The organism is Nocardioides sp. NPDC006273 (genome assembly GCF_040613495.1).
In the GTDB taxonomy this organism is placed as follows: domain Bacteria; phylum Actinomycetota; class Actinomycetes; order Propionibacteriales; family Nocardioidaceae; genus Nocardioides.
The window spans coordinates 1-13,517 of the sequence record NZ_JBEXSD010000001.1 but is presented as its reverse complement, the minus strand read 5'-3'; the positions used below and the strand labels follow the sequence as shown (position 1 = coordinate 13,517).

Genomic DNA, 13,517 nt, shown 5'->3' with positions numbered 1-13,517 from the left:
GCGACACAGGAGGCGTACCCAAAAAATGCCGAACCAAATCGCGCCCGGAGTGCTCGACGACACCGACGAGGCGATCATCGCCCTGCTCGAGGAGGACGGTCGCCTCACTCACCGCGAGATCGCCGCACGAGTCGGGCTCTCCCGATCGGCAGCAGCCACCCGGGTCCAGCGGCTCTTGACCGAGGGACACATCGACGTCCGCGGGGTCGTCCACCCGGCCGTGCTCGGCCACGATGTGCTCGCACACGTCTCGGTGACCGTGAACGGCTCCGCAAGCCGGGTCGCGCACGCCGCCGCGGCGCGCGATGACACCACCCTGGTGTCGATGACCAGCGGCCACCACGCCCTGGTCCTGGAGCTCCGCGCCGGAACCATCGTCCAGATCGACGACGCCCTCGCCGAGGTGCGCGCGATCGACGGCATCGTCGCCACCGAGACGCTGCTCTACACCGAGGTCATCCGTGACGTCGCCGCTCCGGTCGGCCCTGCGCCCGCCGCCGGCTCGCTCGACGAGATCGACTACGCCCTGCTACGCGCACTGCAGTCGAACGGCCGCGCCTCCTACGTCGACCTCGCCGCGAGCGTGGGCCTCTCCCCCGCCGGCACGAGGCGCCGCGTGGTTCAGCTGCTCGCAGGCAACGTCGTCCGGGTCGGCGCAGTGGTGCGCCACTCAGGTCACGAGCGGCGTACGGCCACCGGGATCGGTCTTCGGATCGACGGCGCCGCCCACCGCCCGGTCGCCCAGCAGGTCGCACACTTTCCGTCGGTGACCTTCGTCGCCCGGACACTGGGGCGCTTCGACGCCCTGCTCACGGTCAACACCGCCACCTCCGGTGATCTCGTCGAGGTCCTCGATCACATCCGCGACCTCGACGGCGTCCACGAGGCCGAGACCTGGAGCCACCTCAGGTTCGTCAAGGAGACCTACGCCTCCCTGCACCTCGGCGGAGCCTGACCGGCAGCTCGCTCAGCCTCGGGGCGGCCGGACGCGCCGGGAGGCGACGGCGTCCAGCGTCGCCCCGAGCGCGGCGGTGACGTCGTCGGGGTTCTCGTGGGCGACGCCGAGGAAGATCGCGTCGACGATCACGAGTTGGGCCATCCGGCTCGACATCGCGCCGTACCGGAACCGGGTCTCCCGGGAGACCGTGGTGAGCGTGGCATCGGCGAGCTCGGCCAGCGGTGAGTCCGGGAAGTTGGTGACCGCGACAGTGAAGGCGCCCCGGCCGGCGGCGGTGCGTAGCGCCGAGATCGCCTCCTCGGTCTCGCCGGAGTGGGAGAACGCGATGGCGACCGCGTCGGTCGGGAGCACGGCGGCGCTGGTGAGGGCGAGATGGGCGTCGGCCCAGGCGTTGACCTGGTAGCCGATCCGGCGCAGCTTCTGCTGGAGGTCCTGCGCGGCCAGGCCGCTGGAGGCCGACCCGTACGCGTCCACGACCGGGGCGCTCGTGATCGCGGCGACGATCCGGTCGAGCTCGTCGATGTCGAGCCTGTCCGCGGTCTCCTCGACCGCTCGGGCCTCCTGGAAGGCGAGCTTGCGCACGACCTCCCGGGTCGTGTCCGCCGGGTCGATGTCCCCCTCGGAGACCCCGAACTCGATCCGGCGGCCGGCCTCGTTCGCCCCGGCCCGCGCCAGCGCGAGCCGGAATGCCGAGTAGCCGGTGAACCCCAGGCTGCGGCACAACCGGGTGACGGTCGCGGTCGAGGTCTCGTGGCCGGCGGCGAGCTCGGTGATGGTCAGTCCCGCGGCGGAGCCCGGGTCGGCCAGGGCGGCCTCGGCCAGCCGTCGCTCGCTCGGTCTGAGCCCGGGCAGGGCCTGCCGCAGGCGTACCAGGATGTCTTCGCTCATCGTTTCCTCGCTCGGCTCGACCACAACAACCTGTTAATAATTGACCCGCATTGGGTCACATCGGAAACATTTTGTCATAGAGTCCAGGGATCCGCGGGCGATGCCACTGCAGGCAAGAACCCGACCTCTTGGCCCGACATCCTTGCCCATCCCTAGGAGGATCCGTGAGTACGCAACGACGACACGGACATCGCACGCACGCAACGGTCGCCACCGCGCTCGCGGCCGGCCTGCTCGCAGCAGGCCTCGCCGGCTGCGGCACCGACGGCGAGCAGACCGGCGATGCCAACGGCACCCTGGTCTTCGGGATCTCCGCCGACCCGGCGCAGATGGTCCCCTGGACCGCGACCTCGACCCAGTCGATCCAGGTCCTCTCGCAGATCTACAGCCCCCTCCTCAACACCGACGCCGAAGGCGTCCCGGAGGCAGGGCTCGCGGAGCTGCCGGAGATCTCGGAGGACGGGAAGACCTACACCTTCACCCTGCGAGAAGGCGTCACCTTCGGGGACGGCTCCGATCTCGACTCCGCCGATGTGAAGCACACCTACGAGAAGATCATCGACCCCGCCTCGAGCGCGAGCTCGGCGTCGTACTTCGCCAACGTGGCCGGCATCGAGGCGCCCGACCCGCAGACGGTCGTGGTGACCCTGAAGCAGCCCGACGCCTCCTTCGTGTCCGGGCTGACCGGGGTGAACACCGCGATCGTGCCCTCGGACGTCGACGCGAAGAGCCTGGAGACCAAGCCCGTGGGTTCGGGGCCCTACCAGTTCAAGAGCCGTACGCCGAACGAGTCGATCACGCTCACGCGCAACGCCGACTACTACGCCGGCGAGCCCGGCGCGGCGACGGTCGAGTTCCGCGTCATCCCCGACGAGCAGTCGATGGTGTCCTCGCTGAAGACCGGCTCGGTGGACGTGGCCATCTTCGACAACCCGGTGACGGCGAAGACCGCGACCTCGGGACAGACCGAGTCCATGACGGTCGACTCGCTGTCCTACCACGTGCTGCAGCTGCGGGCGACCTCGCCGACGCTGTCGGACCCCAACGCCCGGCTGGCGATCCAGTGCGCGATCTCGCGCCAGGACGTGATCGACTCCGCCGCGCTGGGGTCGGGGAAGCCGACCGGGCCGATCACCTCGCCGGAGTTCCGCTCGGACCCTGAAGCGCAGCCGTGCCCCGAGCAGGACCTGGACAAGGCGAAGGACTACCTGGCCAAGGCGGGCAAGCCGAACGGGTTCACGCTGAACCTGATGACCTCCCAGGGTCTCTACTCCACCGCGGTCGACGAGGCGCAGAACATCCAGGCGCAGCTCGGCAAGGTCGGGATCGAGGTCAACGTCGAGGCGCTCGACTCCAACGCCTACGTCGAGCGGTGGCTCGCCGCCGACTTCGACGCGGCGATCGCGATGAACGGCGGCAGCTCGGACCCGAACACGATGTACAGCCGCTACTTCACCGAGGCGGGCAGCTTCAACAAGGTCGCCGGCTACAGCTCGCCAGACCTCGACAAGCTCTTCGCCGACGGCATCGCCACCACCGACACCGCCGCCCGCAAGCCGATCTACGAGGAGATCTCCCAGCACCTGGTCGACCAGGCGGCATGGGTGTGGCTGTTCACCCCGGAGATGTACGTCGTCGCCAACAAGGCCGTCGAGGGCCTGGAGGAGCGCGCCGACGCCTCGATCGCGACGCTGTGGAAGGCGTCGGTCTCCTGAGCACCGCGTCGAGCCTCGCTCACCGGGCGGGCGCCTTCGGGCGCCACCCGGTGGCCCGGCGTTTCGGAGAGGCGGCGGTGACGCTGGTCGGCGTCTCGATCCTCACGTTCGTGCTGCTGCGGGTGGTCCCGGGCGACCAGATCACCGCGGCGTACGGGACGGCTGCCGGTGACCTCTCCCCCGAGCAGCTGCAGGCGCTGGAGGCCTATTACGGGGTCAACGAGCCGCTCCTGTCCCAGTACCTGGGTTGGCTCGGCGGTGTGCTCACCGGCAATCTCGGCGTCTCGGCGACCTCACACCTGAGCGTGCTGTCGATGACCGTGCAGTCGTTGCCCAACACCGTCGAGCTCGCTGTGCTCGCCATCGTGATCGGTCTCGCCCTCGGCATTCCAGGCGGGATGCTGGCGGCCAGCCGCCCCGGGCGGGCACGTGACCAGATCAGCCAGGTGACCAGCCTGGTCGCGCTGTCGGTGCCCTCGTTCCTGCTCGCCGCCGTGGTGTCGAGCTGGCTGGTGAACACGGTCGGCTGGTATCCCAACGGCGAGGGCTACCGCACGCTGGGCGAGGACCCCGGCCTCAACCTGCAGCAGATGCTGCTGCCGGCGCTCGTCCTCGGGGTCAGCATCGCCCCGCCGATCCTGCAGACCACACGCGCCGCGATCCTCAACGTGCGTTCCGAGGACTACGTCCGGACCGCCCGCGCCAAGGGGGTGTCCGGCCGGCGGCTGCAGGTGCGGCACATCCTCCGCAACGCCCTGATCCCGGTGGTGACGATGAGCGGCCTCCAGTTCGGCTTCCTGCTCGGCGGGGCCTTGGTGGTCGAGCAGATCTTCGCGATCCCCGGCATCGGGCGCCAGGTGCTGCTGGGCCTGGAGCAGAAGGAGTACGCAGTGGTGCAGTCGACCGTGCTGGTGATCGCGGTGATGTTCGTCCTGGTCAACCTGCTCACCGACGTCCTCTACCGTCTCGTCGACCCGAGGGTGAGGGTTCAATGAGCGAGCGTCAGCGAGCGAACATCGGATCTTTCATCGGGCTGCGTCCGTATTCTGGCGCTTGCGCTACGGAGGTGGCCCGATGAGCGCAGCAGCAGACATGCATGAAGTGCCCGAGGTCCCCACGACGCGGGCCTCCGGCCGATGGGCCAAGGCGTTCCGTACGCCGAGCGGGATCGTCGGCCTGGTCCTGATGGCCCTGGTGACGGTGCTCGCGGTCTTCGCCGCGGTCGGGGTCGGACAGGACCCGGCGGCTCAGGACGTACAGGCTGCGCTCCAGGGACCCAGCGCGAGCCACTGGCTCGGCACCGACCAGTTCGGTCGCGACATCTTCGCCCGGGTCTGCGCCGGCCTGGCCAACTCGCTGCGGGTCGCCCTCGTCTCGGTGACCGTGGCGGCGATCGGTGGGGTGCTGCTCGGCATCCTGGCCGGCTACTACCAAGGCGTCCTCGACCGGGTGGTCGGCGTCATCACCAACGTGCTGTTCGCCTTCCCTTCCCTGCTGCTCGCCCTCGCGCTGGCCGCCACCCTGCACCGCAGCTGGCTGACGGTGGCGATCGCGATCGCGGTGGTCTACCTGCCGATCTTCGCGCGGGTCGCCCGCGGGCCGGTTCTGACGCTGCGCCACGCCGAGTACGTGCTAGCCGCGACCGCCGTGGGCCGCAGTCGGCTCTCCACCCTGTTCGAGCACGTGCTTCCGAACATCCTCGGCATCCTGGTCGTCCAGGTCACCCTGTCGCTGTCCTGGGCGATCCTCACCGAGGCGGCGCTGAGCTTCCTCGGGTTCGGCACCCCGCCCCCGGCGGCGTCGCTCGGCGGCATGGTCTATGCGGCGCAGACGCTCAGCAGCGTCGCTCCGTGGATGCTCTTCGCCCCCGGCGTCGCGCTGATCCTGGCCGTCGTCGGGCTGAACCTGCTCGGCGACGGACTCCGAGCCGCGCTCGACCCACGAGGAGCCAACCAGTGAAGCCAGAGCCAGTGAAGGTGGAGCCAGTGAAAGCAGAGGACGAAGCGATGCTCGATGCGCTCACCACCGAGGCGTCGAGCACCATGGACGGTCCGGAGATCGACCAGCTCTCGGTCGCCGACCTGATCGCGGCGATGAACGCGCGCGACGCGACGGTCGCGACGTCCGTACGCTCCGCCCTGCCGTCGATCGCGGCCGCCGCAACCGCGGCGACCGCTCGGATGCGGGAAGGCGGCCGGCTGATCTACGTGGGCGCAGGCACGTCCGGTCGGCTCGGGGTGCTCGACGCCTCCGAGGTGCCGCCCACCTTCGGCCTCGACGGCGTCGTCGTCGGCGTCATCGCCGGCGGCCCATCGGCGCTCTTCAGCGCAGCCGAGGGCGTCGAGGACGACGAGAGCGCGGGCGCCGCCGACCTGGCAGCTCTCGACGTCGGGCCGCTCGACACCGTCGTGGGGATCGCCTCCAGCGGGCGTACGCCCTATGCCCTCGGTGCCCTGGCGTACGCAGCGGAGCACGGCGCGCTCACCGTCGGTCTCGCCTGCAACCTGGACACGCCCCTGGCGCGCGTCGCCGACCACGGGATCGAGGTGCCGGTCGGACCCGAGATCGTCGCCGGATCGACCCGGCTCGGCGCCGGCACGGCCACGAAGATGGTGCTCAACATGATCTCGACCGCCACCATGGTGCAGCTCGGGCGGACCTACGGGTCGCTGATGGTGGACATGCGGGCCAACAACGCCAAGCTTCGGCACCGCGCGATCCGGATGGTCACCGAGGCCACCGGAGCCGACGATACGACCGTGCTCCGAGCGCTCGACGAGGCGGACTGGCACACCAAGCTCGCGATCGCGACGATCCTCACCGGCCTCTCCCCTGCCGAGGCTTCGCAGGCGCTGGAGCTGGCCGGCGGCCGGCTGCGGACCGTCATCGAGGAGCGTGGCTGATGCGCGTCCTCGGAATGATCTCCGGAACCTCCCACGACGGGATCGACATCGCGGTCGTCGACTTCTCCGTCGACGGCAACGTGCTGCGCGCCCGAATCGCGCACAGCACCTCCGTGCCCTACGCGGCCGACCTGCGACAGCGGCTCATCGACGCCATGCCGCCGGCGCCGGTCGGCTTCGACGTCGTCTGCGAGCTCGACACCCGGATCGGGCAGGCGTTCGCCGCGGCCGCGAGCCGGGCTGTCGAGGAGGCCGGCGCCGTCGACGTCGTCTGCACCCACGGCCAGACCGCCTTTCACTGGGTTGAGCACAGCCACTGGGTCGAGGGCGGCCGTGCGCTCGGCACGCTTCAGATCGGGCAGCCCGCCTGGATCGCCGAGGCGACCGGCGCGACGGTCGTCTCCGACGTACGCTCCGACGACATCGCGGCCGGCGGGCACGGCGCGCCGTTGGTGCCGCTGCTGGACGTCCGGATGCTGGCGCCGCTGGTCGAGGAAGGAGCCGTCGCCGCCGCGCTCAACCTCGGCGGCATCGCCAACCTCACCGTGTGCCGAAGCGCCGCGGACCCGGTCGCGTGGGACATCGGGCCCGCCAACGCCCTCATCGACGCGGTGGTCACGGAGGCGCCCGGAGCGGCGACCTACGACCGCGACGGCGAGCTCGCCGCGACCGGCGCCGTCGACCAGGCGCTGCTGGCCGAGCTGCTCGACTCTCCCTACTTCGGGCGGCCGGCACCGAAGAGCACCGGCAAGGAGCTGTTCAACCTCGACTACGTCCGGGAAGCGCTCGAGCGCACGGGCGTGGCGCCCTCGCTTCCCGACCTGGTCGCGACCCTCACCGAGCTGTCCGCGGTCACCGTCTCCCAGGCGGTCTCCCGGGCGGGCGTCGAGGTGCTGGTGGCCTCGGGTGGCGGCGTACGCAACCCGGTGCTGATGCGACGGCTCGGCGAGCTCCTCCCCGGCGTGCGCGTCACCAGCAGCGACGCCCTCGGCGTCCCGTCCGACCACAAGGAGGCGATCGCCTTCGCCCTCATCGGCTGGGCCAGCGTCCACGGGCTCCCCGGCAACGTGCCCAGCTGCACCGGTGCCGACGGGCCCCGCGTGCTCGGCCGGATCAGCGCCACGGGCACGCCTCCGCCCGCCATCGACACCTGGCCCGGCACCCTGGTGTTCGAGCGATGACCGGCCGGCAACCCGTTCAGACCTACGCCGACCGCCTGCTCACTCTCGGCAGCGACGGCACCCATCCGGCGGGTGCCGTCGTCGGGCGGCGCACCCCGGACGGCTCCGAGATCGCGGCCTCCGGCTGGGCGCGTCTGCCCTCTGCCGATGGTCCGGGGACGCCGATGCGGCCTGACCACATGCTCGACCTCGCCTCGGTCACCAAGCTGGTCGCGACGACGGCGATCACGATGCGGCTCGTCGCCGCCGACGATCTGCGCCTCGGCGACCCGGTGTGCCGACACCTGCCCGCCTTCCGAGGCGATGGGAAGGACGAGGCGACCGTCATTCAGCTGCTGACCCACACTGCCGGTCTGCGTCCGTGGTGGCCGCTCTACGCCACCGTGCCCAGCGGCCGGCGCAGCGAGACGATCCAGCATGTCCAGCAGCTCCCGCTGGCGTACCCACCCGGCGCGGGCTGGACGTACTCCGACCTCGGCATGATCCTGCTCGGCGCGGTGATCGAGCAGGTCACCACGCTCCGGCTGGACGAGGCGTACGAGCAGCTCGTGGCCGCGCCACTGGGGCTCTCGGCCCGCTTCGGGCCGGTCGTCCCGGACCGCGCCGCCACGAGCGCGGACAGCGACGCGTATGAGTGCGCCATGCTCGCCACCGACGAGCCGCACCCCGTCGGCATCCCACCGGCTCGCTTCTCCAGATGGCGCGACCATCCCGTCCGGGGTGAGGTGAACGACGGCAACACCGCCCACGCCCTCGACGGCGTCGCCGGGCACGCCGGCCTCTTCGCAACCGTCGAAGACCTGCTGACCTACGGGACTGCACTGTGCGAGGGCACCTTCGTGCCACGCGAGGTGCTCGACCGCTTCTCGACACCGCACCCCGAGCATCCCGAGCAGGCGCTGGGCGCCTTCCTCGGCCGGGCCGGCGAGACCACTTTCCTGCAGCATCCCGGCTTCACCGGCACCTTCTTCGCCGTCGCCCCCGACACCGGTGTCGTCGTCGCCGGCGGCGCGACCCGACTGCACGGCCCGCTCGGCCCGATCGACCACAATCCCACCCGGCTCCCAGACGTCGTACCCGGCACCGAGATCATCTCGGTCCTCCTCGACGCGGCCGGCCTCGAGGAGGACCGATGACCCCTGTCCTGTCCGTACGCGACCTCTCGGTCACCTTCGACACCGGCGAGGGCCCGGTCCAGGCGCTGCACGACGTCTCCATCGACGTCGCCGCCGGAGAGACCGTCGCCGTCGTCGGCCAGTCCGGCTCCGGCAAGTCGACGCTCGCCTCCTGCGTCAACCGGCTCCTGGCGGACAACGGCCGGATCACCGCCGGCACGATCACCCTCGGTGACCAGGACATCACCCGCGCCCCCGAGTCGGCCATGACCGCGATCCGTGGCCGACGCATCGGCCTGGTGCCGCAGGACCCGATGACCAACCTCAACCCGGTGATGACCGTCGGTGCGCAGATCACCGAGGCGCTGGCGGTCCACGGCCTCGCGTCCGGGCAGGAGGCGCGCGAACGCGCCATCGACCTGCTCGGCGAGGCCGGCATCGACCGGCCCGCCGCCCGCTTCCGCCAGTATCCGCACGAGTTCTCAGGTGGGATGCGGCAGCGGGTGCTCATCGCGATGGCGCTCGCCTGCCGACCCGAGGTGCTCCTCGCCGACGAGCCGACCTCCGCGCTCGACGTCACCGTGCAGCGCCTCGTGCTCGACCAGATGGCTGCGCTCACCGCCGAGCTCGGCACCGGCGTGCTTCTGATCACCCACGATCTCGCCCTGGCCGCCGAACGCGCCGACAGGGTCGTCGTCATGCATCGCGGCAGGGTCGTCGAGAGCGGTGACGCGGCCACGATCATCGCGTCTCCACAGCATGACTACACCCAGCGGCTGCTGGCCGCCGCGCCCGCCATGTCCGACGTCAAGGTCATCCCGACGGCGGCCGACGACGGGTCCGCCGAGCGCCCCGAGACCCTCCTCGAGGTGAGTGGCGCCGTGCGCCGATACCGCATCCGCGGGCAGCGCGAGCACCTCCACGCCGTCGACGGGATCCACCTGTCCATCCCCAAGGGACGCACGGTCGCCATCGTCGGCGAGTCCGGCTCCGGCAAGTCCACCGCCGCCCGGCTCGCCCTCCGCCTCGAACGGGCCGACGCCGGCACCATCCGCTACCGCGGCACCGACCTGGCGAGCCTGCGCGGCAAGGACCTGCTCGCCTACCGGCGCGCCATCCAGCCGGTCTTCCAGAACCCGTATGCCTCTCTCGACCCGCGCTACACGATCGGCCAGGTCGTCGACGAGCCACTGCGCGTCCACCGCATCGGCGATGCCGCCTCTCGCCGCAAGGCCGTAGCCGACCTGCTCGGCAGGGTCGACCTGCCCGCGGCGTACGCCCACCGGCGGCCGCACGAGCTCTCCGGAGGTCAACGCCAGCGCGTCGCGATCGCCCGCGCACTCGCCCTCGATCCCGAGCTCGTCGTCATGGACGAGGCGGTCAGCGCGCTCGACGTCCTCGTCCAGGAGCAGATCCTGGAGCTGATGGTCGACCTCCAGCGGGACCAGGGCCTCTCCTACCTCTTCATCAGCCACGACCTCGCCGTCGTCCACCTCGTCGCCCACCACGTCTACGTCATGAAGTCCGGCAAGATCGTCGAGCACGGCGACCCCGACGCCGTCTTCCGCTCCCCCCAGGATCCCTACACCCAGCAGCTCGTCGCCGCCGTACCTCGCCCGCACGAACAGGCGTCGTAGCCGCACGGGTCGCGAGGGTATGGCACCAGACCGGATCGGCATTGGACGCACTCGGACGCCCGACGCGAGCATTCAGTCATGACTCGGAACGAGACGTACGTCACACCTTCCTCCTTTGTGACCCGATGGCCGGCTCGCGCGCTCGGCCTGACGATCGCCCTCCTCTGCACCCTGAGCCTCACCAGCCCCGCCGCGGTGGCAGGGCAGGCGCCGCCGCCGCCGGCGGGCGACCCCACGGACACCTCCGCGGCCTGGGCGCAGGCCGACGAGATCCGGGCCCGCGTGAAGCCGCCGACATTCCCCGACCATGCGGTCAGCATCGTCGACTTCGGCGCCGATCCGTCGGGCCAGGCGAAGAGCACCGACGCCTTCCGGGAGGCGATCGAGGCGGTGAACGCGGCCGGCGGCGGCCGGGTGGAGGTGCCGGCCGGGGTCTTCCTCACCGGGGCGATCCACCTGAAGAGCAACGTCAACCTCCATCTCGCCGACGAGGCGACGATCCGCTTCAGCCGCGACAAGGCGGACTTCCTGCCGGTGGTGAAGACGCGCTACGAGGGCGTCGAGCTCTACAACTACTCCCCCTTCATCTACGCCCACCAGGTCGAGAACGTCGCGGTGACCGGCAACGGGACCCTGGACGGCAACGCCGACGCCGACAACTGGTGGGACTGGAAGGCGGACCGGCCTCGCCCGGAGACGCCGGACCGCAACGAGCTCTTCCGGATGGGCGAGGAGGGCGTGCCGGTCGAGGAGCGGGTCTTCGGCGCCGGCCACTACATCCGCCCGAGCTTCGTCGAGTTCTACGAGAGCCGCAACATCCTCGTCCAGGGCGTCACCCTCAACAGGTCGCCGATGTGGCTGCTGCACCCGACGCTGTCGGAGAACGTCACGATCGACGGCGTCCACCTGGAGAGCCTCGGCCCGAACAACGACGGAGTGAACCCGGAGTCCAGCCGCGACGTGGTCATCAAGAACACCTTCTTCAACACCGGTGACGACAACATCGCCATCAAGTCGGGGCGCAACGCCGAGGGCCGCCGCATCGGCGTTCCTGCCGAGAACATCCTGATCGAGGGCAACTACATGCAGGCCGGCCACGGGGCGGTGGTCGCCGGCAGCGAGATGTCCGGCGGCGTACGCAACGTCTTCGCGCAGGACAACGTCATGGACAGCCCCGACCTCGACCGCGTGGTTCGGATCAAGACCAACTCGGTACGCGGCGGGGTGGTCGAGGACATCTACGTCCGTGACAACGCGGTGCCGCAGCAGGGTGGCCAGGCGGTCTGGGTCGACTTCGGCTACGAGGAGGGCGACGCGGGCGACTTCACCCCGACCGTGCGGGACGTCTACATCGAGGACCTGCACAGCGTCGGCGGCACTCACGCGATCTTCCTGCGCGGCTATGCCCGCTCGCCGATCACCAACATCAACATCCTGAACTCCTCCTTCTCCGGTGTCCGCACTCCGATGCTGGCCGAGCACGTCCAAGGTCTGCGGCTGGTCAACACGACCATCAACGCCCAGCGCGCCGATGCGGTCGTCTGCCAGGGCACGGTGTGGCTCGGGATCCCCGAGAAGCTGGTCAGCTCCGGCGTCGAGGACCGGGTGGTGGATGGTCGGTGGTGCCTGTCGGAGCAGTTCGCCGAGGAGCACACCTGGTCGTCCCCCGGTGTGTTCCGTGCGTACGTCGCGGAGCGGACCGCGGCCCTGTTGACGGCCGGTGTGATCACCGAGCCGGAGAAGGAGGCCCTCCAGGAGGCCGCCTCGCGAACCGCCATCGGAGCTCGCCGATAGGGCGGACCCGAGCCCGCCACGTCATCAGACGTTGGTGGGCTCGGGCTCCGGTGATGCGGTGGGATCGCGCCTCACCTTGCGCACCGCGACGGCGACGATGACAGCGGCGACGGCGAAGAGCAGGCCGTACGCAGCCACGGACTCGGCCTCGAAGCTGCGCAGCAGCGTACGGCCGTTGGTGACCAGGATGATGCTGCCGACCAGGCCTCCCAGGGTGGGCAGCGAGAGGTGCTTGACGAGGTAGGCGGCGAAGGGGGCCGCGATCACGCCACCGATGAGAAGCCCGCCGATGATCCGCCAGTCGAGCGCCTCCCCTGCCAGACCGACGAGGAAGCCGACGCTCGCCGAGACGGTCGTGACGAACTCGGCGGTGGAGACCGAGCCGATCACCTTGCGCGGGTGCAGGGTGCCGCTCGAGATCAGCGTAGGCGTGGTGACCGGACCCCAGCCACCGCCGCCGGTCGCGTCGATGAAGCCGCCGAACAGGCCCAGCGGAGCAAGCAGGCCGAGCCCCGGGCGCCGGCCCGGGATGAAGACCGGCGGCTTCCCGAAGACGAAGCGCGCGACGATGTAGAGACCCAGCAGGAGCAGGAGACCGGCCACCCACGGCGTGGCGCTCTCGGTGGAGAGACCCGAGAGGAACGTCGCGCCGGCGAACGCGCCGACGCCGCCGGGGATCGCGATCTTGCCCACGACCTTCCAGTCGACGTTCCCGAGACGCCAGTGAGAGACGCCCGAGACGAACGTCGTGCCGACCTCGGCGAGGTGGACCGATGCGGACGCGACCGCGGGGGCGACTCCGGTGGCTACCAGGAGGGTGCTGGAGGTGACGCCGTATGCCATGCCCAACGAGCCGTCTACGGCCTGGGCGGCTAGGCCGACGAGGGCAAAGATGATGAGGCGCTCCATGTGGACTCCTGGGGTATCTGGGCTGCTGGAATAGTAATGTAACTCTAATTACTATAGTTAGTTGTTCAGGGGGTCCATGGAGTGGTCTCGGTGGGTGGGCGTCAGCCCGACGGCCGCGCCGCTGGTCGAGCTACCTGCTGCCGCTGGCCGAGCCTGGCTCCCGCTAGCCGAGCCTGGCCCCCGCTGGTCGAGCCGCCGGAGCCGCTAGGCGGAGGCGTGTCGAGACCAACACGGTTCTCGTCCGGGAAACCTCGCTACGCGACTGTTCTTCGTTTCAGGGTTCGCCGCCGACCCTTCTTCGATTGTTTCTCGATCATGCACCGCGACGCTCCTATGTCCTGTCAAGGGTTTGTGGGTGCTCGAGTTGGCGGTAGAGCTCGCGGGTGATGTAGCGCTTGAGGCAGCGGCGGATCTCGC

At 70.4% G+C, this 13,517-nt stretch carries 11 protein-coding genes; 9 read left to right on the top strand and 2 right to left on the bottom strand.

What is annotated here, in order from left to right; genetic code table 11:
• The first annotated feature begins 25 nt into the window (after positions 1-25).
• Complete coding sequence (locus ABZZ22_RS00055) at positions 26-955, top strand: Lrp/AsnC family transcriptional regulator (protein ID WP_354925369.1); 930 nt, start codon at positions 26-28, stop codon at positions 953-955.
• Between the two features lie 12 nt (positions 956-967).
• On the opposite strand, the gene ABZZ22_RS00050 is transcribed toward ABZZ22_RS00055, so the two are convergent.
• A complete protein-coding gene (locus ABZZ22_RS00050; protein ID WP_354925367.1) occupies positions 968-1,846 on the bottom strand; it encodes a MurR/RpiR family transcriptional regulator in 879 nt (292 codons plus the stop codon).
• Positions 1,847-2,010: 164 nt separating this feature from the next.
• Here ABZZ22_RS00050 and ABZZ22_RS00045 point away from each other — a divergent pair, with 164 nt between their 5' ends.
• The 8 genes from ABZZ22_RS00045 to ABZZ22_RS00010 all read left to right on the top strand — a co-directional run bounded on the left by ABZZ22_RS00045 (position 2,011) and on the right by ABZZ22_RS00010 (position 12,191).
• Complete coding sequence (locus ABZZ22_RS00045) at positions 2,011-3,561, top strand: ABC transporter substrate-binding protein (protein ID WP_354925364.1); 1,551 nt, start codon at positions 2,011-2,013, stop codon at positions 3,559-3,561.
• A complete protein-coding gene (locus ABZZ22_RS00040) occupies positions 3,540-4,556 on the top strand; it encodes an ABC transporter permease (protein ID WP_354925361.1) in 1,017 nt (338 codons plus the stop codon). The genes ABZZ22_RS00045 and ABZZ22_RS00040 overlap by 22 nt, the downstream gene beginning before the upstream one ends.
• Positions 4,557-4,635: 79 nt before the next feature.
• Positions 4,636-5,520, top strand: coding sequence for an ABC transporter permease (locus ABZZ22_RS00035; protein WP_354925358.1), 885 nt, complete (start codon positions 4,636-4,638; stop codon positions 5,518-5,520).
• Positions 5,521-5,546: 26 nt separating this feature from the next.
• On the top strand, positions 5,547-6,464 hold the full coding sequence (gene murQ / locus ABZZ22_RS00030) for an N-acetylmuramic acid 6-phosphate etherase (protein ID WP_354925355.1): 918 nt from the start codon (positions 5,547-5,549) through the stop codon (positions 6,462-6,464).
• Positions 6,464-7,645, top strand: coding sequence for an anhydro-N-acetylmuramic acid kinase (locus ABZZ22_RS00025; RefSeq protein ID WP_354925352.1), 1,182 nt, complete (start codon positions 6,464-6,466; stop codon positions 7,643-7,645). Before murQ ends, ABZZ22_RS00025 begins: the two co-directional genes overlap by 1 nt.
• The gene (locus ABZZ22_RS00020; RefSeq protein WP_354925349.1) at positions 7,642-8,781 is read left to right on the top strand and encodes a serine hydrolase domain-containing protein; all 1,140 of its coding nucleotides are present in this window, start codon (positions 7,642-7,644) and stop codon (positions 8,779-8,781) included. The genes ABZZ22_RS00025 and ABZZ22_RS00020 overlap by 4 nt, the downstream gene beginning before the upstream one ends.
• Entirely contained in the window at positions 8,778-10,397 is a 1,620-nt protein-coding gene (locus tag ABZZ22_RS00015; protein WP_354925346.1) for an ABC transporter ATP-binding protein, read from the top strand. Before ABZZ22_RS00020 ends, ABZZ22_RS00015 begins: the two co-directional genes overlap by 4 nt.
• 78 nt (positions 10,398-10,475) lie before the next feature.
• Positions 10,476-12,191: a glycoside hydrolase family 28 protein gene (locus tag ABZZ22_RS00010; protein WP_354925343.1), complete on the top strand. Its 1,716-nt coding sequence runs from the start codon at positions 10,476-10,478 to the stop codon at positions 12,189-12,191.
• 24 nt (positions 12,192-12,215) lie between these two features.
• On the opposite strand, the gene ABZZ22_RS00005 is transcribed toward ABZZ22_RS00010, so the two are convergent.
• Positions 12,216-13,100 carry a sulfite exporter TauE/SafE family protein gene (locus ABZZ22_RS00005; RefSeq protein ID WP_354925341.1) on the bottom strand — a complete coding sequence of 295 codons (885 nt, stop codon included), beginning with the start codon at positions 13,098-13,100 and terminating at the stop codon, positions 12,216-12,218.
• Between the last annotated feature and the right edge of the window lie 417 nt (positions 13,101-13,517).

What these genes read in the sequence shown, in the direction of transcription:
- ABZZ22_RS00020 (WP_354925349.1), top strand. Translation starts at nt 7,642, where the DNA reads ATGACCGGCCGGCAACCCGTTCAGACCTACGCCGACCGCCTGCTCACT.
- ABZZ22_RS00005 (WP_354925341.1), bottom strand. Translation starts at nt 13,100, where the DNA reads ATGGAGCGCCTCATCATCTTTGCCCTCGTCGGCCTAGCCGCCCAGGCC.
- ABZZ22_RS00050 (WP_354925367.1), bottom strand. Translation starts at nt 1,846, where the DNA reads ATGAGCGAAGACATCCTGGTACGCCTGCGGCAGGCCCTGCCCGGGCTC.
- ABZZ22_RS00035 (WP_354925358.1), top strand. Translation starts at nt 4,636, where the DNA reads ATGAGCGCAGCAGCAGACATGCATGAAGTGCCCGAGGTCCCCACGACG.
- ABZZ22_RS00055 (WP_354925369.1), top strand. Translation starts at nt 26, where the DNA reads ATGCCGAACCAAATCGCGCCCGGAGTGCTCGACGACACCGACGAGGCG.
- ABZZ22_RS00015 (WP_354925346.1), top strand. Translation starts at nt 8,778, where the DNA reads ATGACCCCTGTCCTGTCCGTACGCGACCTCTCGGTCACCTTCGACACC.
- ABZZ22_RS00010 (WP_354925343.1), top strand. Translation starts at nt 10,476, where the DNA reads ATGACTCGGAACGAGACGTACGTCACACCTTCCTCCTTTGTGACCCGA.
- ABZZ22_RS00025 (WP_354925352.1), top strand. Translation starts at nt 6,464, where the DNA reads ATGCGCGTCCTCGGAATGATCTCCGGAACCTCCCACGACGGGATCGAC.